This is a genomic window from Pseudomonas sp. 8_5_2 (genome assembly GCF_059295255.1).
In genome coordinates this window covers 3,479,986-3,497,255 of record NZ_CM181238.1, presented here as the reverse complement: position 1 = coordinate 3,497,255, position 17,270 = coordinate 3,479,986, and the positions used below count along the sequence as shown (strand labels likewise).

Below are 17,270 nucleotides of genomic sequence, written 5' to 3'. Positions count from 1 at the left end.
ACGGCAGGGGCAGCACGGGCTGTACGTGGTCACCCCACAGGAACCTCGGGGTAGGCATGGCTTCTCAAGGATATCGTCAGCCTGATCAGGATGCCCTCATGTTCGCCATCGACAGCAGCACCCAGCCCATGCAAGCCTTGCGGTTCGAGGACGACGGGGCAACGCCCAACAGCCGTTTTCCCGTATTGCTTTACCGGCTGCAACGGGTGGAGCCTGCCCATGACAATGCCGGCGCTTTCGAGTCCTTGTTCGCCGCGCACCAGTGGACGCCGCTCTGGCGTGCCGGCATTTTCGATTACCACCATTTCCACTCCAACGCGCACGAAGTGCTGGGCGTTGCCCGCGGCCGTGCCCGGATAATGCTCGGTGGTGCAGCAGGTCAGGCGCTGACGGTAAAGGCGGGTGATGTGCTGGTGCTACCCGCCGGAACCGGGCATCGTTGCCTGGCGTCCAGCGACGACTTTCTGGTCGTGGGCGGATATCCGCAAGGGCAGGAACACTACGACATCCAGCGCCCCGAGATCGGTGCTCACCAGCAGGCGCTGGCGAGGATCGCCAGAGTCCCAATACCTCAGCAGGACCCGGTTACCGGGGCTGACGGCGCCCTGACAAGACACTGGCGGTGATCAGATGCCAGCGCGTGAGCACGCTTCAGGATCAACGCAGTGCCTCATCTGTCGTTAGAAATTCCCGAGGCTGGATCCTGCCCATGAATGAACGCCATCACCTCATCCAGGACCGGCGCCAGCCCTCGCATAGGGCGGGAGAATGCTGCGATCAATGTCCCGTGGCCCGGCCTGGAGAAATAGAGCTCGCGCACGGGCACACCTTGTTCGCGCAAACGTCGGGCCATGCCCCCCGTGTTACGCTCGGGGTTGACCAGCTTATCGTCCTTTGCCGCTATCAAAAGCGCCGGGGGCGATGCGGCGCTGATGTGGTTGATCGGTTGGGAGTCGGGTGGCGAATTCGGAAAGAAGAAAATCGGTTTAACCTCCGGGTTTTCGATGGGCAGAAAGTCGTAAGGCCCGGCCAGGCCGATCCAGCCGCTAAGCACCGAAGGCTGCATATCCACGGCTGCCAGCCATTTGGGGTCTAGCGCAATCATCGCTGCGTTGTAGCCGCCTGCGCTATGGCCCATCACATAGAGTCGCGCTGGATCGCCGCCGTACTGGCGGATGTGTTCGCGCGTCCAGCCAACCACTCGCGCACTGTCGTCGAGAAAGCCCTGATAGTGCACCTGGGGATAAAGCCGGTAATCAGCGAGCACCGCTACGATACCGCGTGCTGCCAGCGCCTCGCCGACAAAGCGGTAGTCACTGCGTGAACCGCTGTTCCAGCTGCCTCCATAAAAGAACACCACCACCGGCACATCGGCTGCGCGGTTGACCGGCGTGTAAACATCCAGCCGGTTGCGCGGATCCTTGCCGTACTTCAGGTCAGATACCTTGTGGTAAGTGCCTGCGGGGGTGAGCAGGTTTAACACGTTCAGTGGTGAACAACCCAGCAAAAGCCCCAGCAGCCCGCCGACAACCCACACGCGTAGAGCTATCTTGATCATGGCTCGCTCTCTGAGACGGTATGCATTCAGGACTGCGAGCTTGAGTAACAATTCAGGACGCTTTGCCGCGTTTCCATTCGTTCACTCATGTGATCAGCTCGCTTTCCTGGATGTTTGCAATAGGGCCTGGAATCGAGGCGTCGAATTGTGCCTCAGACGTGCTCGCCGCGCAGCCAGCGCTGGTGATAGTGGGAAAGGCGAGTCAGTCCGAACAGTGCACCCTCACGCATGACATCTGCCCGTTCGCCAAAAAAGCGTTGAGTGCGCGTAAAGACGGCAACGGGCTCGCCGGCAAAGGCCCAGGCAAAGCACATGGTGCCTGGAGGTATGCCGGATTCAGGCGCGGGCCCGGCGATTCCAGTAGTGGCAATCACCACATTGGCATCGCTGTCTCTCAAGGCACCCAAGGCCATTTCCCATGCGACTGCCTCGCTGGTAAGGCCATATCGCTCGATGGTCTCGGGGCTGACGCCCAGCAGGCGCTTCTTGGCACTGGGCGAATACACCACATAACCACTTTCCAATACTTCCCCAGTACCGGGCACCGCTGCCAGCAGCGCCACCATGCAGCCCGCAGTGCATGACTCGGCTGTGGTCAGGATCAAGTGGTTGTCTTTGAGGTAGCCGAGCGCGGCCAACACAGGTTCGGTTGCCATGGGAGAATCTACTCGCTAGTTGTTTCCGGTGGACGCAATCCAGCGGTAATTGGTTCATCACACCTTGCGCCCGACCATCTCCCATTGGCATCTCGCCTGAACTTCGCGCTGCGCGCTGGCTTCCTATGCCTATAAGGGGCAAGCCAGGCGCCACCCGACCACAGTAAGGGGCAGGAGATCAGCATGAACAGAGAAGACCAGGCCAATTCGCGCAAGCCGCAAGCGCCGACCAGATCCAAAGGGGAGGAGGAGCGCGACAATGATGCCCATCGTCCTGATGGTTCTACCGGTACTTCCCATGACTCCACCGCGCAGAAAACGGCACGTGACAAAGGGCATGAATGAACTGGAAAAAACCCGATAACGCAGGGGTCAGGCTCGCCGATTGGCGAGCCTGTCTTTATCAGAAAATCGGCTTGCCGCGCATGGCACTGATATAGCTGGCTTTCATCGCGCTAAAGCCTTGATCAGCTGCTCATTGAATGCCGGAATGTCATCCGGTTGGCGGCTGGTGATCAGGTTGCCATCGACCACCACCTGTTCGTCGACCCATTGGCCACCGGCATTGCGAATATCGTCCTGCAGTGTCTTGTAGCTGGTCATGCGTTTGCCGCTGACCAGGCCGCTCGATACCAGCAGCCAGGCACCATGGCAGATTACTGCCAGCGGCTTGCCCGCCGCGTCATGACTCTTCACCAGTTGCTGCGCGGCGGGGATGATACGAATAGTGTCGGAATTCTGCACGCCGCCCGGCAGTACCAAGGCATCGTAGAGATCGAGTCCGGCACCTTCGAAGGTTGCATCTACAGGGAATTCGTCTGCCGGCTTGTCGTGGTTCCAGCCGCGCACAGTACCCTCTTTCTCGCTGAGGATATCGACCACGGCGCCGCTACTTTTCAATGCCTCCAGCGGCCCAGTCAGTTCCACCTGTTCAAACCCATCCGTGACCAGGAAGGCCACGCGCTTGCCATTCAGTTGAGCACTCATCGTCTGATCTCCGTTAACGTCAAACCTCCAATTGGGGCTGTTGCCTGGCCTGGAAAGTTCCTCGGTAATGCCGGACCGCCAAGCGTTCGCCAGGCTTCATACATAATCAGCCGCCATAATCCGCCCGCCGGTGATTGCGTTGCCGCTTCGCTGCGCTATGGTGAGAGCACCCCACAAATAAGACTAAAGTCGTAGGAGGTCGGCATGCGGATACGCGGTGATGTGTTTTGGAAATGGGCAGATCCAACGCTCCATCACAGGTCTCACGACGAAACACTGGATGATGGCACCACCATGGATATCCAGGTGCGACTGTCGCGCACCGGCAATACCCAGTTGTTCATCGGGGTGTATGCCGGGGCGGGGATGGCGCTCCATGAAGAAGCGTTCGACTCCCGGCCTGGCGAGTCGATGACCAGGGCATTGGCATGGGGGGTAGGGCGCGCCAGGTGTCTGGCCACCCATCAAATGCCTTTCGAGCGGCAAGTAGCGTAATCGCTCTGCGCTCTCAGTGATGGCGGCGGCAACCTGGCCGCCACTGATATTGGCCAGCGCCGTCTCGCTGTAGCCCGAGCGGCCGCTGGGCCAACGTCTTGATGAAGAGGTTCCAGCTGGAGTCCTGCAACCGCGCATCGACAAAGCTGTCCTTGCGCAATGGCCGGGTGAAGGCAAGTTTCCGATCACTACGGCATCATGCAAACCGTCATCGCCTTGTGCTCCATGAAACGAACCCCGTACCTAGTTCGCGGGCAACAAGATCACGAAGTTCTTTTTCATGTCTTCCAGCACGGTCCATTTGCCCTTGGCGCCCGGTTCGATAATGAACGTGTCGCCAGCGGCCAGTGTGACGGGGGCGCAACCCTCCAGCTCGATGACGCAGCATCCACTCAGGACGTGGCAGAACTCCCAAACTTTATAATCGATGCGCCACGCTCCAGTGCTGGCTTCCCATTCTCCGGAAATGCGACCTTGCTGTTCATCGTGATAATACTTGGACGTCAGCGTGTGAGGGGTGCCCTCCACCACTTCTTCAAAAAAGGGCAGGTCGCGCACCGGTTGAATATCCAGTTCGCGGAACACGGTCAGTTTCTTGATCATGGTTTTTTCTCGAGCAGGTTGTGGGTAGGGCGGTACATCAAATAAGCCTCACCGGTTACGCCCAGCATCGGGTGCGGAACGATCTGGCAGGTTTTAACAATCTCAAAACCGTGCCGTTCGTAGAAGCGGCGCGCACCGTGGTTTTCTGCATAATCGATCAGGCACAGCCCATGCAGTCCACTGTCCTCAGCGCGCTGCTGGGCGTGGCGAAGAAACTGGACGCCCAGCCCCTGGCTGCGCCAGTCCTCATCCAGGGCCAGGCTGGATATGTACAACGTATCGGGTATTTCCATGTCGGAATAGGGCGCGAGGACCGGGTCGGTCTCGACAGGCCTGTCAGGAATCGCGCGCAAGGCGTAGCTATGCATCATGCCGATGACGCGCCCTTCAAAAGTGGCCATCAGGCAGTTCTTGTAGGAAAAGTCGCCCTGCTCCCTGGCGTAGCGAGACGTACCGATACTCAGCAATGCTTCTCCAGGTGCGGCGAGCTTGCTCCATATGTAATCGGCCATGCCCTCCGAAGTCAGTTGAAAGAAGCGCGCGATATCATGCGCGTCCGAGGCTTGAGCGGGCCTGAAGTCGATAGGCATGTGTAGTGTTCCCAGGGGGATAGGGTGGTTAGTCTTGAAGGGCTACGCCTTTGACAGGGCGGTAGGTTAGGCGGTTTGCACGGTTCCCATCATGCTCTGGGCGAACACCGTCGGCACGGCGTGCGACATGCGTGAAGTGGCTCGGTGCAGTAACGCCACGAACTTCTCCGTAGTACCCTCGGGATCCATCACGGCATCTGGGCCCGACAGATTGATTGCAGCCGTTACTTTTCCCCTGTGATCTCTGATAGCCATGGCAATCGCGGTCTGGCTATCTCATCGCAGACGCCATCGTCGATCACCTCCTCATGTAGGGCTCGCGCGGCGGCCAGGAATCCACCCAGGGTGATAGGCTGCCTGCCGGTTCTGGTCGACCGTCATCAACTGGTCGAGCATGGCTTCATCGGGCTCCTTCTTCATTTGGTTTTCCAGTACTTCTGCATTTCCAGAAAAAGGAACGAGGCGGTCCAGGTGATCAGCACCAGGCCCGTCAGCGCCTGCAGGCCGGTGAGGTATTTGAGGTGGCCGGTGGGGACGATGTCGCCGAAGCCTATGGTGGTGTAGGTGGTGAAGGAAAAATACACGCAGTCCAGAAAGCTCCCGTCGAAATTTCCGCTGAGCGTCCCCCAGCCCTCGGCATGGGCCATCAGGTAATAAGCCAGGGCGAAGCACCAGACTTCCACGGCATGGGCCAGCAACGCGCCCAACACCCCCGCGACGATACGGAACCGGTTCCACAGCCTCAGGCGTGGTAGCCAGTCGTTCAAGCGCAGCAGGCATTCGTAGTGGATGACCACCACCAGGATAACGATCAACATATTGATCAGTGTGACAGTGAGCATCATCGTTACTCGGGACGGGGTCGCAGGGTCAATGCTAGCTCACGCCTGGCACCGACCAGGCTGCACGCTCGACGACATCGCGCTGGCGCGGCAAGTGGCTGGGAATCGTGTCATCCGCTCCGATTGGCTCGGTGATTGGCGAACAAATAAGCGCAGTGCGGTTTCGCAGCGCCGAACACCGCCAGCACATGGGTTAACGTACCTAACGGGTCAACCAGTCATTCGGCTAAGTCGCCCATTTCGGTACGGGTCGCCGCCTACCAGCATTATCGCTGTGATCTTTGGTGAGGTTCGACGACTCAGAGAATTGGGTTTACCCTGACTCAGTGCACCCCTATTAGTTCGACAGCAAGAGCGCGGAGAGCGTCCTTGTCCTGTTGAATCAAAAGTCCACTGTCCGCGTGTTCAAGCAATCGCTTGGCATGCCGGCTGCTTGAGGATTGAAAAACACGGGGGTTAATCTGCGCCAAGCAGGTAAGCGCTTTGATCAAGCGCACGTTCACTTCTTGCAGAGCGGCGCCGTCCCTGCTGATCGGTGCAAAGAAATCATCGAACAAATCATCTACCCTCAGGGTGCGAACATGTACCTGCGCGCATTCGCTAGCCTGGCTCTGTGTGACAGCCTGCAGTCTGCCCCAACACGTGAGGGATCGAATGCCACGGCCAATGATGTCGATCGCCGTACCTGGATCGTTCACTGCCGGAGACAGCGCCCGCGAGGCGATCTCCGACAGCACTGAAAGCCCGAAACGCGGGTCGTGTTCGAAGGTTCTTCTGAGCCCGATGGTCAAGGCTGCGATAATCTCGAGGTCCAGTGCATCATCGACATCGGCCGGCTCACCGTTCAAAGCCAGGACTCTTGCCAACACCATTCCCTCATGAACGAAGGCCCCTGGCAGGACTTCAACATAAATACGGACCTTGGCGTCGGTTGCAATCTTGCCCAGAGAGAGAACATCGATGTGCTGTACATACCCCGTTTCACTGCTTCTCAAGGCATGTGTAGATTCAGGTAGTACGAAGCTGTCAGGGTAGGCCGCGCCGCCCAGGTGGGGATGCTCGACACGCTGCTGGATGGCTTTGATTACTGCCCTTTCGACACGATCGATCGTTTCGCCCACGCGCCCTAGTTTGGAAAGATGATCAATCCAGCGCAGCAACGTGTAAATGATCAGGATCACGACTGCAATCGTAACGGTGAAAAGCAGCACGCGACCTTGGGTACCGTAGGCGCCAGTGCTCAGTGCAATGATACCGACGAGACTGAACAGAAACGACCCGATAAAAGTGGCCAGCGCGTTCTGGGTCGTCGCGTCCTCCATGACCAGCGAAGTGGCACGTGGGGTTACCCCACTGCTGGCGGCACTATAGGCCGACACCATGGTGCTCAGCGAGAACGTTGTCACAGCAAGCATGCTTGACGCGATGATGCCCAGTATCTTGTCAACTGCGTCCGCGCCGATGCGCGCAGGCAAAGTGGCCGGCACCGCATCCTTGAATACCACGGCCAGAAGCGCTGTCACCACCCCCAGTAGCGAGAAGAGTGTCGCTCTGAACCAGAGGCGTTTGGCAATCCTCGTAGCCAACCAATGCCACCGAGCTATCATTAAGGTCTCCTTCGCCGAGGGAACAGTCCGACGCTTTGGCGTACTGCCAGAGTAGCCTTTTTCACGTGCAGGCTGCTTGAGCTTCAGCTTGCTCCACACACCCCAGGCCAAGCCAAGCGCGGCCGCGATCACCGAAGCCGATAGCACTTCCCGTTCTCCAGCGTCGTTTCGTTGATCGCGATGCTGATGGTTGTGGTGTTTTTTGTGACGTCGGCGGACTCCGGTGCGCTGGTAGTGGATAACATCCTGGATCAGTACGAGCGCCACCTGCATTACTTGCACGTGGTGTGCTGAAATGGATTCGGTCCTGGTCTGGTGCAGTCAGGGCAGGGCGGTTCGCCTGCTGTCCAAGGGCGGACTTTCACAGGACCAGAAGTCTACGGCAGCAATGCGTTCGCTCGGCGGTCCTAACCAATAGGACAGCGGCTGGCACCAATCTGTCGTGCAGACTTGGTAGTCGCCAGCCTCGGGCGTCCGCCCAGCGTGCAAAGGCTGCAGCGGTGGTAAGTCGCGATGATAATGCCAAGTTCCGTCGCGCAGTTGAGCGTCGTCCGGAATTTCCATGCCGGCTCCGCTGCCTTTGACGCGGGCCTCTACCAGCAACAGGCCAGCCTGGGTCACGTGGTAATCCTCTTCCCAGCGGAGCTTTTCGATACTGTGCTGCCAGGCCAGAGTAAAATCCTGTAGTGGCAGGCTGGCCCAGACCACGCCGGCCAGCCCAAGACAAAGGCTGGTCATGCGGGCTGCCCAGAGGCTGGCCGACTTCGCCAGTAGTGCCAACCCAGCACTGCCGTACCCAACGCAAAACCGGCCTCATCACTGATGGGCGCGGCGAGTATCAACGACACACCAGCAGCGAACGCCAATAGACGCTCCCACCCGGGCATGGGTGCCCGCAAATGCCCAATCGACGCACATCCCCAAAGGACTATCGCGAACACGGCTTTGATCACCATGTACAGCGTGGCGCCCAGGCTTTCGCCTTGCATCATCAACGCCGGGTCATACACCGCCATGAAGGGCACCACGAAGCCGGCCAAGGCAATGCGCACTGCCCAGAAGCTGATCAACAGCCCCTTTTCCTTGGCAATCGGGGCGGCGGCAAAGCACGCCAAAGCCACTGGCGGTGTCAGGTCGGCCAGGATGCCGAAATAGAACACGAACATGTGCGAGACGATCAGCGGTACCCCAAGTTCCAACAGTGCGGGGGCGGCAATGGAACTGGTGATGATGTAGTTGGGGATGGTCGGGATACCCATACCCAGCACCAGGCAGGTGAGCATGGTCAATACCAGCGAGAGGAACAGGTTGTCTCGCCCCAGGTCAAGAATGTATCCGGCAAACGTGGTGGCCAGGCCGGTCAGCGAAATGATGCCGATAATGACGCCGACCAGCGCACAGGCAATACCCACCGGCACCGCATGACGGGCGCCTTCCGCAAGGGCCATGACGCATGCGCGCAGGGTGGCGCGACCGCCTTGGACGAAGCAGCACGCAATGGCCAAACAGGCAATGACCAGTAGGATCACGCCGATCCCCATGCGGAAAAAACCAGAGCACAGTATCCCCAGCGCAACCCAGAAGGCCGCTCGCAACCATGTCTGGTGGGCGCGCAGGATGATGGCCGAGCCAAGGATGACGATCGCGGTCAGGGCCAGGCCGACCATTCCTGAAAACAAAGGCGTTCGTCCGGAAAACAACAGCGCGACCAGGACCATCAGCGGTACCAGCAGAAACCAACGTTGTCGCAACGCGTCCCAGGCACTCGGGCATTGCTCACGAGGCAAACCATGCAGATGGCTGCGCCGAGCCTCCAGGTGAACCATCCAGTAGACCGAGCCAAAGTACAGCAATGCCGGGATGAGTGCGGCTTTCGCTACCTCGGCATAAGGCACGTTGATCGTCTCGGCCATGATGAACGCTACCGCGCCCATCACCGGTGGCATCAGCTGGCTGCCCATGCTTGAGGTCGCCTCGACGCCACCGGCGAATGCAGCTTTGTAGCCGAAGCGCTTCATCAGCGGAATGGTGAATTGCCCGGTGGTGACGACGTTGGCCACGCCTGAGCCGGTAATGGTCCCCATCAGTGCTGAGGAAAACACCGATACCTTGGCCGGCCCCCCGCTTCTATGGCCGAACAGCCCCATGGCGAAATCGGTAAACAGACGAATCATGCCCGCTTGTTCAAGGAAGGCACCGAACAAAATGAACAGGTAAATGTAAGTGGCTGAGACGTAGGTGGGTGTGCCATACAGCCCCTCGGTGCCGAAGGCCAACTGATTGACGATCTGATCGAGGCCGTAGCCTCGATGCGCAAGTTCTCCTGGCAAGTATTGACCGAGCAACCCGTAGGCCAGAAACAGGGCGCAAATGATGGGCAACGCTATGCCCATGACTCGCCGCGCTGCCTCAAAGACCAAACCAGTCAGCAACAGGCCCGCGGCCAGGTCACTGCTCGTCAGCTCACCGGAGCGTTGAATCAGGTCGCCTTCGAAGTGCCACTGGTAGGCGGCAGTCGCCATTCCCGCAAGCCCCAGCAGCCAACCGAGAGGTTGCCACGGCCGACGGTGACCCACGAACGAATAGCTCAGGTACACCACCAGCAACAGGAACCCCAGGTGTACTGCACGCAGTACTTGGGTAGAAATCAGGGGGAAGGCCGCTGTGGCGATCTGGAACACCGAAAAGGCCAGCGCCACGGCAAAAAGCGTGGCAGGCCAACGATCGGTGCTGGCGTGAAGACCTTGTTGGGTATCACTCATGCGCTGCTCCATGGCTTGAGGATGTCATCAGGGGAGCAGGTTTTTCTCCTTGAAGTACCTTTCTGCTCCAGGATGTAACGGAATGGGCAGGTTCTTGGCCGCATTCTCGGTCTGGATATCTTTCGCTGCAGCGTGGGCCGTGACCAGGCGTGGAAGATTCTCGAAGATCAGCTTGGTCATCTGATAGGCCAGGTCATCGCTGATATCGGCGCGGGTCACGAGGATGTTGGTGATCGCGGCAGTCGATACGTCTGCACTCTGGCCATCATAGGTGTTGGCAGGAATGGTGGCGGGCTGGTAGGCGTTGTTGCCGATCTTGGTCACGACGTCAGCCGGGACAGGCACGAACACGACTGGCAAGGTAGCGGCCAAATCACGGATAGCCGCTTGACCGAGCCCTGAGGACTGGAGCGTGGCGTCAAGTTGACGGTTTTTGATCAGTTCGACGGACTCCGCATAGGGCAGGTACTCGACTTTCCCCATGTCTTGGTAGGTAAGCCCTGCGGCTTTGAAGATGGCGCGTGCATTCAGCTCTGTGCCGGACTTGGGCGCTCCAACCGAGACGCGCTTGCCCTTGAGGTCCGCCAGGGATGTGATCCCCGACTCCTTGCTGGCGACGATCTGGATGTAGTTGGGGTAGGTGCCGGCGATGGCCCGGAGTTTCTTCAAGGGCGTTTTGAATCCAGCCTCTGCGTCGCCCTTCCAGGCATCCGCCACCGAGTCCCCAAGCGCGAATGCCAACTCCCCTCGACCGGCTTGTAGCAGGTTGAGGTTCTCGACCGACGCCTTGGTGGCTTGCACGGAGGTCTTGCTGCCCTCGATGCCATGGCTGTAGAGCTGTGAGATGCCTACACCTATCGGGTAATAGACACCGCTGGTGCCGCCTGTGAGGATGTTGATGAAAGTCGGTGCGGCCTGGGCAGCAGCACAGACAGCAAACAAGGTGCTGGCCAAAGCCAGGCGAAGGGCTCGGTTCATGGCGTCGTTCTCCGCTTGTTGTTGTTCTTCCTGCGCCAGTAAACCTAGAACGAATATGCAGCCTCTGCCCAATTTTATGGCTGATTGTTTGTATGACGTCTGCTCTAGAATCGCCAGAAAGCTGGCGAGACGAGTACCAGCACGGTGAGGATTTCGAGCCGTCCAAGCAGCATGCCGACCGTCAGCAACCATTTCGCAGCGTCCGGCAACGAGGCGAAATTACCTGCTGGACCGATAAGTGTACCCAGACCTGGTCCAACGTTGCACACGGCGGTAGCGGCTCCGCTCAACGCCGTCGTCCAGTCGAGCCCTAGCAGAGAGAGGCCAAGGGCAATGACCGCGATGGTGACTGAGAAGAAGAACGAGAACGTCAACAGTGAGCGCACGATCTCTTCATCGATGGGGTGCCCATTGTATTTCTTCGAGATCATTGCCCGTGGATGGATCAACTGTTTCAGGCTGCTGACTAGCAAGGCCGCGGCCACCTGGAAACGGAATATTTTCAAACCGCCGGCAGTAGAGCCCGAGCAGCCACCGACGAACGTCAGGTAAAAGAACAGCATGATGGCGAAGCTGCCCCAGAGCGTGTAATCACCCACGGCGACGCCCGTGGTGGTCACCACCGAGGTCACATTGACCGCAGTGATACGAAACGCATCCCACCAGGGCAGGTCGCTGTGCCAGCAGAGCCAGGTTCCGACCGTGAGCCAAACGAAGACTAGAAAACCCAGGAAACCACGAACTTGATGGTCCTTGAGCAGGATGCGTCGATGGCCACGCAGCGTGGCGACATACAGGGTGAAGGGCAGGCTGCCGAGAATCATGATGACCACGGCCACCCAATGCACCGCAGGCTGCACCCAATGACCTAGCGAGGCATCCGAGGTAGAGAAGCCGCCGGTTGAAATCAGCGACATCGAATGATTGATGGCTTCGAACGGGGTCATACCGGCAGCCCACAACGCCCCTGTCCCCAGTGCTGTCAGGGCCAGGTAGACCAGCAGGATCATCTTGGCTGCCACATGTGAACGCGGCGTCACTTTGTCGGACCAGTCCGAAGACTCGGTCTGGAACAGGCGCATGCCGCCCACGCGCAGCAGTGGCAGGATCGCCACGGCCATGCCGATAAAGCCGATGCCCCCCAGCCAGTGCAGCAAAGAACGCCAGATCAGCAGCCCCGGCGATGCACTGTCCAGGCCGGTCAGCACCGTCGAGCCGGTGGTGGTGATTCCCGACATGGTTTCGAAGAACGCATCCGTGTAACTGATGTGCCGAATGAACACCATCGGTAGGGCCGCACATGCGCACACGATGACCCAGCTTGCCGTCGTGAGGAAATACATGTCCCTGGCCCGCAACTGCGGTGTGTCCGGGATGCCGCGAGCTACCATGACCAGGCCGGCGCACAGAATGATGAGGCTCGACCAGGCGAAAGCGCCGAGGTCGTCGCTGCGGTCATACAACAGCAGCGTCAGCATCGGGATCACCATGCTGACGGCCAGAGTAATCAGGAATACACCAATGATGAAGGCGATGAAACGCAATGCTGGAAGCGGCATTGAGTAAGCTCGTTAGGACAGTGCCGGCAGTATTGCCTGCTGTCCGGAAATGTCGAGTAAAAATGGCGTAAAGTCGTGGGATGGAATTGGCTGTCTGGTGCGTGCTGCCTATGACACAAGGTTTCCACGGTCCTGCCACACGATCCAGTCATCAGTCTTTGACATATTCCAGTTCGGCGCTGATCTTTCCGCTGCATTCCCGCTGTAACGCCACGAACTTCTCCGTAGTACCCTCGGGACCCATCACGGCATCTGGGCCCGACAGATTGATTGCAGCCGTTACTTTTCCCTGTGATCTTTGATAGCCATGGCAATCGTGGTCGAGTAATCCGGACGATGCAGCACCCATCCCCGCGCTCTATCACCCTCAGAGGCAGCGAATCTCTTTAGCTTCCTGACAAGTCTGGAATAAGCAGTGACCGTGGCGGTCAGACGGTCCGCCACGGGAGGGCTGATCGATAGCGGGTTTCAATCCGCCAACCCGGCCTTTTCCAGCACCTTGTCCAGCCAGGATTGATCCACAGCTCCAGTGGCGATTTCAGCCTTTACCCGCTCTTCATGGGCTTGATGAGCATGGGCCTGAGCCAGCACCTGCTCGGCTGCCGCGAGGGGGAACGCCACGACGCCATCCTCGTCACCGACGATGATGTCACCCGGGTTCACCAGCATGCCGCCAACCGACACCGGTACGTTGATTTCGCCTGGGCCAGTCTTGTAAGGGCCGCAATGCACGACACCCCGTGCGTAACAGGGGCTCGAACGGAATGAATCCACATCACGAATCGCGCCGTCGACGATGAACCCCACACAGCCGCGTTGTTCGGCGTAGAGCTTGATGAGCTCGCCGATCACCGCATTGTTGGTGTCACCCTGGGCGTCGATCACCAATACGTGACCCGGCTCGAGCAAGGTCAGGGCCTTGTAGATATAGAGATTGTCACCGGGCCGGGTCTTGATGGTCAGTGCGGTACCCACCAGTTTGCCCGTTGTGTTGTAGCGGGTCAGGCCTCGGGCACCAATGTGGCGGCCGAGGTTGTCGCTGATGTGCGGGGTGACCACCGAAGCGAAAGCTTCGATGACTGACGCGGGGGCCAGAGCAGGTGAAGCGAGGATGCGGGACCCGGGTAATAACATGTTCAATCTCCTGTTCAAGGGGTATGCGCCGATGTTAGGAGAGAACAGGCTTTGCTTTTAGCGATATTTTTTTATCAGAAATCATCGCCTCAAGTGATGATTAGCTGGTTGAAATTACAGGTTTGCTGGGCGAGACGGGCCACTTCGACCGTCAGCCCCTGGTAGCGGTCGGCCCTGTGAACGCAGACGTAGTTGATGGCTGGCAATGGCTGCTGCGTGTGGATCACCTTCAAGCGCTCCTGGGTGATAAGCGTGCCCATGCAGGCGAGCGGCAGGTAGCTGATGCCCACACCTGAGATGGTCAGGCCGACCTGCGCCACGAGGTAGTTGCTGGTCAGGGTCTTGCCAAGGCGAATGTCGTGTTCTGCCAGCCAGCGCTCGTAGGTCAGGCCGGTCCCTGAGCTGCCGCCCTGCGTCAATACGGTGAAGTTCGCCAGCGCATTCAGGCTGATGGCGCCGTCGCCTGGATACAAGGCGGGTGCACACATCCAGGCGTTCTCTACGGCCTTCAAGGGCGTGCTGATGAAGCGCGGATCGTGAAAGATGTCAGGCACGACGATGAGGTCCATCTCATCGTTTTCCAGCCGCCGCAACAGGTCGGTGCTGAGTTCGATGGAAGGCTCGAGGTCGACCCGTGGGTAGGTCTGATGTATGCGCTCGACCAGCGAGGGTAGCCAGGTGAGCGCGGTGAGTTCCGTCACCCCAAGGCGAAACCGCCTGATCAGGGTTTCCTTCGAGCTGATGCGTTCGAGCAAGTCGTCACGCTGGCGCAGCATGTCCACCGCGCAGCCATGCAGTTCGATACCCTTTTGCGTAAGCCGGGCAGTGCGCTTGGAGCGATCGAAGATCGATACGCCGAAGGCATCCTCCAACTCCTGGACTCGTTTGGAAATCGCCGACTGCGACATGTTCAGTTTGGTGGCGGCGGCCTCGAAACTGCCCAGCTCGACAATCCAGTAAATGGCTTCGATCTGCTTCAGGGTGATCACGTTTATTACCTCCGCAGGGCTGCTGTCTAGGGCGAGTGGGATTCAGACTGTCCACCAAAAGCGATGATTTGAGTTGAGTTTTTGTCGCTTTTTTTCTTGTATCACCGTGCCTAGATTACCCGCGAATTACAACAACAAGGGTGTGCACATTATGTTGACCGCTGAAATAGTCCATGCCAAAGGGCGCAGCAGCTACCGCTGGATCGTTGCCGGGATGATTTTTTCCATCTACACCATCGCAGCGGCGGACAGGGCCAATCTCGGTGTCGCGCTGCCGTTCATCCGGCAGGAATTCGAGATGAGCAACGCCCAGGCCGGCGGCCTCATGAGCCTATTCCTGCTGGCCTACGCACTGGCCCAGATCCCGGCCGGTTTGGCGTTCAGCAAATACGGCGTAAGCCGAATCCTGCCCGGCGCAATGATCATGACCTCGGCGCTGACCGGCCTGGTCGGCACGGCAGGCTCGCTGTTGGCATTGAAACTCTATCGCCTGGGCCTGGGGGTGGCGGAGGGCCCGTTACCGATCAGCATGACGACCACCATCAACAACTGGTTCCCGCCCCGGGAAAAAGGCATCGCCTCGGGCATCTTTCTGTCTGCCGTGAAGTTCGGCCCAGTCATCGTCCCGCCCCTGTGCGCCGTGATCATTTCGGTGTGGGGCTGGCGCGAGGTGTTCTACTTCTTTGCCGTACCCGGGATCCTGCTGTCAATCGCCTGGTACTTCATGGTTGCCGATCACCCCTCCAGGAGCCGCTTCGTTAACCAGGCCGAGTTGGACTACATCAGCGAGCCGGCAGGGACCGGCGGCACCGGAACCGCGGCAAGCAATACCGGGCGACCTGAAGTACGCAGCTTTGCTCGGCTGGATGCCTTCATTCGTCGACGCGAAATACCGCAGCTTGAAACCCGTCGCCAGGTGTTCGGCTCCTGGCAGATATGGGGCAGCGCGCTGAGCTACTGCTTCCAGCTGGGCGTGTCCAGCGTGCTGCTGGCCTGGATCCCGACTTATCTGATGACCGTCAAGGGCTTCTCGGTAATGAACATGGGCCTGGTCTCGGCAGCGCCTTGGGTCGGCGCCGTGTTGGGCAACCTGCTGGGTGGCTACTGCTCGGACCGCTTGCTGGCCGGACGGCGCAAGCCCGGGATGCTGCTGTCGGCCCTGGGTACCTCGGTGATGATGTACCTGTTGATCAACTCGCCTGCCGACCCATTGGCCTATGGGCTGCTGCTGATGGCCACGGGTGTGGTGCTGAGCCTGGGCTTTTCGTCCTATATGGTTTACCCCATGGCGCTGGCCAGCAAGCAGACCTTCCCGATTGCCAATGCCATCGTCAACATGGTTGGCCAGTTGGGCGCCGCAGCCACGCCATTCCTGACCGGTCTATTGCTCGACAGCTACGGCTGGAGCTACGTCTTCTCCTACCTGGCGATCGGTTCGTTCGTCAGTTTCGTGTTGCTGCTGACCATTATCGAGCCGGTCCCCAGAACGGCTGAGTCCTGAGGTCTTGCGCTGCACAATCTTTTATTTGATCACCGTACCAAGGAGCTGCTGATGAATACCGAAGACAAAGAACTGGTTGCGCTGTTCGAGGGCCTCGATACCCCCGGCGTATCGGATGCCATGGACAAGCTGGGCCTGCCAGGGCACTGTTTTGGCGTGATGCCGCTGGCCGATTACAAGCAAGTCGTGGTCGGCCCTGCATTCACCGTCCGCTATGTGTCCGCTAGCGTACCTCCCGGTACCGTGGGTGACTTCATCGAAGAGGTGAGCGAAGGCGATGTGGTGGTGATCGACAATGACGGCCGCACCGATTGCACCGTCTGGGGCGACATCATGACCCAGTACGCCGGCTCGCGAAAGATCGCCGCGACAGTGATCGATGGCGTCTGCCGCGATGTCAGCAAGGCTCTGGGTGACGGCTACCCGCTGTTCACCAAGGGCCGTTTCATGCGTACCGGCAAGGACCGGGTCGAGGTTGGCGCGGTCAACGAGCCGGTGTCCATCGGTCAGGCGCGGGTCTGCGCTCGGGATATCATCGTGGCCGACGCCAATGGCGTAGTGGTGGTGCCACGCGGGCGTGCCGGTGATGTCGCCCAGCTTGCCCGCCAGATCGAAGCCGTGGAGGCCGATATCCGCGCCGCCATCAGCCAGGGCAAGACCTTGAAGCAGGCCCGCGAGGACCTCGGTTACCACACCCTGCAGCGCAAAGGTTAAGCGCCTTTGGCAGGCCCGCTTCGCGCGAAGCGGGCCTGCTGGATTGGCCGCTATTGAACGCCGCATCACCGCTCTTTCCGGCATGGCTGAAATGCCCGGATTCAATAGCAGCCGTTTGCCCATACCATTAGACTTGCGCAGCCGCACTATGCGTTTTGCGCGCATCAGTGCCCCTCTACACGTTGGCGACGGTAAGCACCGACGTCGATCTCCTGCGCACATGAAGGCCGTTTGTGAACGCTGCTCTATGTCTCCCCGGACCCATCGGCATCCTTTGCCTGGGGGTACTCCAGAT

At 59.2% G+C, this 17,270-nt stretch carries 19 protein-coding genes and 2 pseudogenes; 6 read left to right on the top strand and 15 right to left on the bottom strand.

Going from position 1 to position 17,270, the window contains the following annotated elements:
- Positions 1-98: 98 nt before the first annotated feature.
- Positions 99-626: a cupin domain-containing protein gene (locus AC5O5R_RS16035; RefSeq protein WP_494514531.1), complete on the top strand. Its 528-nt coding sequence runs from the start codon at positions 99-101 to the stop codon at positions 624-626.
- Positions 627-670: 44 nt separating this feature from the next.
- On the opposite strand, the gene AC5O5R_RS16030 is transcribed toward AC5O5R_RS16035, so the two are convergent.
- Positions 671-1,558, bottom strand: coding sequence for an alpha/beta hydrolase (locus AC5O5R_RS16030; RefSeq protein ID WP_172224631.1), 888 nt, complete (start codon positions 1,556-1,558; stop codon positions 671-673).
- Positions 1,559-1,710: 152 nt separating this feature from the next.
- Complete coding sequence (locus tag AC5O5R_RS16025; protein WP_172224634.1) at positions 1,711-2,214, bottom strand: CinA family protein; 504 nt, start codon at positions 2,212-2,214, stop codon at positions 1,711-1,713.
- Positions 2,215-2,397: 183 nt separating this feature from the next.
- On the opposite strand from AC5O5R_RS16025, the gene AC5O5R_RS16020 reads away from it, so the two are divergent.
- On the top strand, positions 2,398-2,559 hold the full coding sequence (locus AC5O5R_RS16020; protein ID WP_172224637.1) for a hypothetical protein: 162 nt from the start codon (positions 2,398-2,400) through the stop codon (positions 2,557-2,559).
- Between the two features lie 102 nt (positions 2,560-2,661).
- On the opposite strand, the gene AC5O5R_RS16015 is transcribed toward AC5O5R_RS16020, so the two are convergent.
- Positions 2,662-3,201, bottom strand: a complete 540-nt coding sequence (locus AC5O5R_RS16015; protein WP_172224640.1) for a type 1 glutamine amidotransferase domain-containing protein — start codon at positions 3,199-3,201, stop codon at positions 2,662-2,664.
- A gap of 204 nt (positions 3,202-3,405) precedes the next feature.
- Here AC5O5R_RS16015 and AC5O5R_RS16010 point away from each other — a divergent pair, with 204 nt between their 5' ends.
- Complete coding sequence (locus tag AC5O5R_RS16010) at positions 3,406-3,696, top strand: hypothetical protein (protein ID WP_256676303.1); 291 nt, start codon at positions 3,406-3,408, stop codon at positions 3,694-3,696.
- Between the two features lie 243 nt (positions 3,697-3,939).
- On the opposite strand, the gene AC5O5R_RS16005 is transcribed toward AC5O5R_RS16010, so the two are convergent.
- From AC5O5R_RS16005 to AC5O5R_RS15985, 5 genes are all read right to left on the bottom strand, one after another.
- A complete protein-coding gene (locus tag AC5O5R_RS16005; RefSeq protein ID WP_172224646.1) occupies positions 3,940-4,299 on the bottom strand; it encodes a cupin domain-containing protein in 360 nt (119 codons plus the stop codon).
- On the bottom strand, positions 4,296-4,889 hold the full coding sequence (locus AC5O5R_RS16000) for a GNAT family N-acetyltransferase (RefSeq protein WP_172224649.1): 594 nt from the start codon (positions 4,887-4,889) through the stop codon (positions 4,296-4,298). Before AC5O5R_RS16000 ends, AC5O5R_RS16005 begins: the two co-directional genes overlap by 4 nt.
- Before the next feature lie 66 nt (positions 4,890-4,955).
- Positions 4,956-5,144, bottom strand: coding sequence for an IclR family transcriptional regulator C-terminal domain-containing protein (locus AC5O5R_RS15995; protein ID WP_218584495.1), 189 nt, complete (start codon positions 5,142-5,144; stop codon positions 4,956-4,958).
- A 161-nt stretch (positions 5,145-5,305) separates the two neighbouring features.
- Positions 5,306-5,731, bottom strand: a complete 426-nt coding sequence (locus AC5O5R_RS15990) for a potassium channel family protein (protein WP_172224652.1) — start codon at positions 5,729-5,731, stop codon at positions 5,306-5,308.
- A 323-nt stretch (positions 5,732-6,054) separates the two neighbouring features.
- Positions 6,055-7,338 carry a DUF2254 domain-containing protein gene (locus AC5O5R_RS15985; RefSeq protein ID WP_172224685.1) on the bottom strand — a complete coding sequence of 428 codons (1,284 nt, stop codon included), beginning with the start codon at positions 7,336-7,338 and terminating at the stop codon, positions 6,055-6,057.
- A 144-nt stretch (positions 7,339-7,482) separates the two neighbouring features.
- On the opposite strand from AC5O5R_RS15985, the pseudogene AC5O5R_RS15980 reads away from it, so the two are divergent.
- Positions 7,483-7,578 (top strand): annotated as a pseudogene (locus tag AC5O5R_RS15980) (BCCT family transporter); the annotation flags it as partial.
- Between the two features lie 81 nt (positions 7,579-7,659).
- On the opposite strand, the gene AC5O5R_RS15975 reads toward AC5O5R_RS15980, so the two are convergent.
- The 7 genes and pseudogenes from AC5O5R_RS15975 to AC5O5R_RS15945 form a co-directional block, all read right to left on the bottom strand.
- Positions 7,660-8,076: a DUF1850 domain-containing protein gene (locus AC5O5R_RS15975; RefSeq protein ID WP_172224655.1), complete on the bottom strand. Its 417-nt coding sequence runs from the start codon at positions 8,074-8,076 to the stop codon at positions 7,660-7,662.
- Positions 8,073-10,100 carry a TRAP transporter permease gene (locus tag AC5O5R_RS15970; RefSeq protein WP_172224658.1) on the bottom strand — a complete coding sequence of 676 codons (2,028 nt, stop codon included), beginning with the start codon at positions 10,098-10,100 and terminating at the stop codon, positions 8,073-8,075. Before AC5O5R_RS15970 ends, AC5O5R_RS15975 begins: the two co-directional genes overlap by 4 nt.
- Before the next feature lie 27 nt (positions 10,101-10,127).
- On the bottom strand, positions 10,128-11,078 hold the full coding sequence (locus tag AC5O5R_RS15965) for a TAXI family TRAP transporter solute-binding subunit (RefSeq protein WP_172224661.1): 951 nt from the start codon (positions 11,076-11,078) through the stop codon (positions 10,128-10,130).
- Between the two features lie 104 nt (positions 11,079-11,182).
- Complete coding sequence (locus AC5O5R_RS15960; protein ID WP_172224664.1) at positions 11,183-12,637, bottom strand: TrkH family potassium uptake protein; 1,455 nt, start codon at positions 12,635-12,637, stop codon at positions 11,183-11,185.
- A gap of 151 nt (positions 12,638-12,788) precedes the next feature.
- Positions 12,789-13,006, bottom strand: a pseudogene (locus AC5O5R_RS15955) (IclR family transcriptional regulator domain-containing protein); the annotation flags it as partial.
- 99 nt (positions 13,007-13,105) lie between these two features.
- The gene (locus AC5O5R_RS15950; RefSeq protein ID WP_172224667.1) at positions 13,106-13,771 is read right to left on the bottom strand and encodes an RraA family protein; all 666 of its coding nucleotides are present in this window, start codon (positions 13,769-13,771) and stop codon (positions 13,106-13,108) included.
- Positions 13,772-13,860: 89 nt separating this feature from the next.
- A complete protein-coding gene (locus AC5O5R_RS15945; protein ID WP_172224670.1) occupies positions 13,861-14,760 on the bottom strand; it encodes a LysR family transcriptional regulator in 900 nt (299 codons plus the stop codon).
- Positions 14,761-14,911: 151 nt separating this feature from the next.
- Here AC5O5R_RS15945 and AC5O5R_RS15940 point away from each other — a divergent pair, with 151 nt between their 5' ends.
- Entirely contained in the window at positions 14,912-16,261 is a 1,350-nt protein-coding gene (locus AC5O5R_RS15940) for an MFS transporter (RefSeq protein ID WP_172224673.1), read from the top strand.
- Between the two features lie 51 nt (positions 16,262-16,312).
- Positions 16,313-16,975 (top strand): RraA family protein, encoded by a 663-nt coding sequence (locus tag AC5O5R_RS15935; protein ID WP_172224676.1) that lies wholly within the window; start codon positions 16,313-16,315, stop codon positions 16,973-16,975.
- The last annotated feature ends 295 nt before the right edge of the window (positions 16,976-17,270 follow it).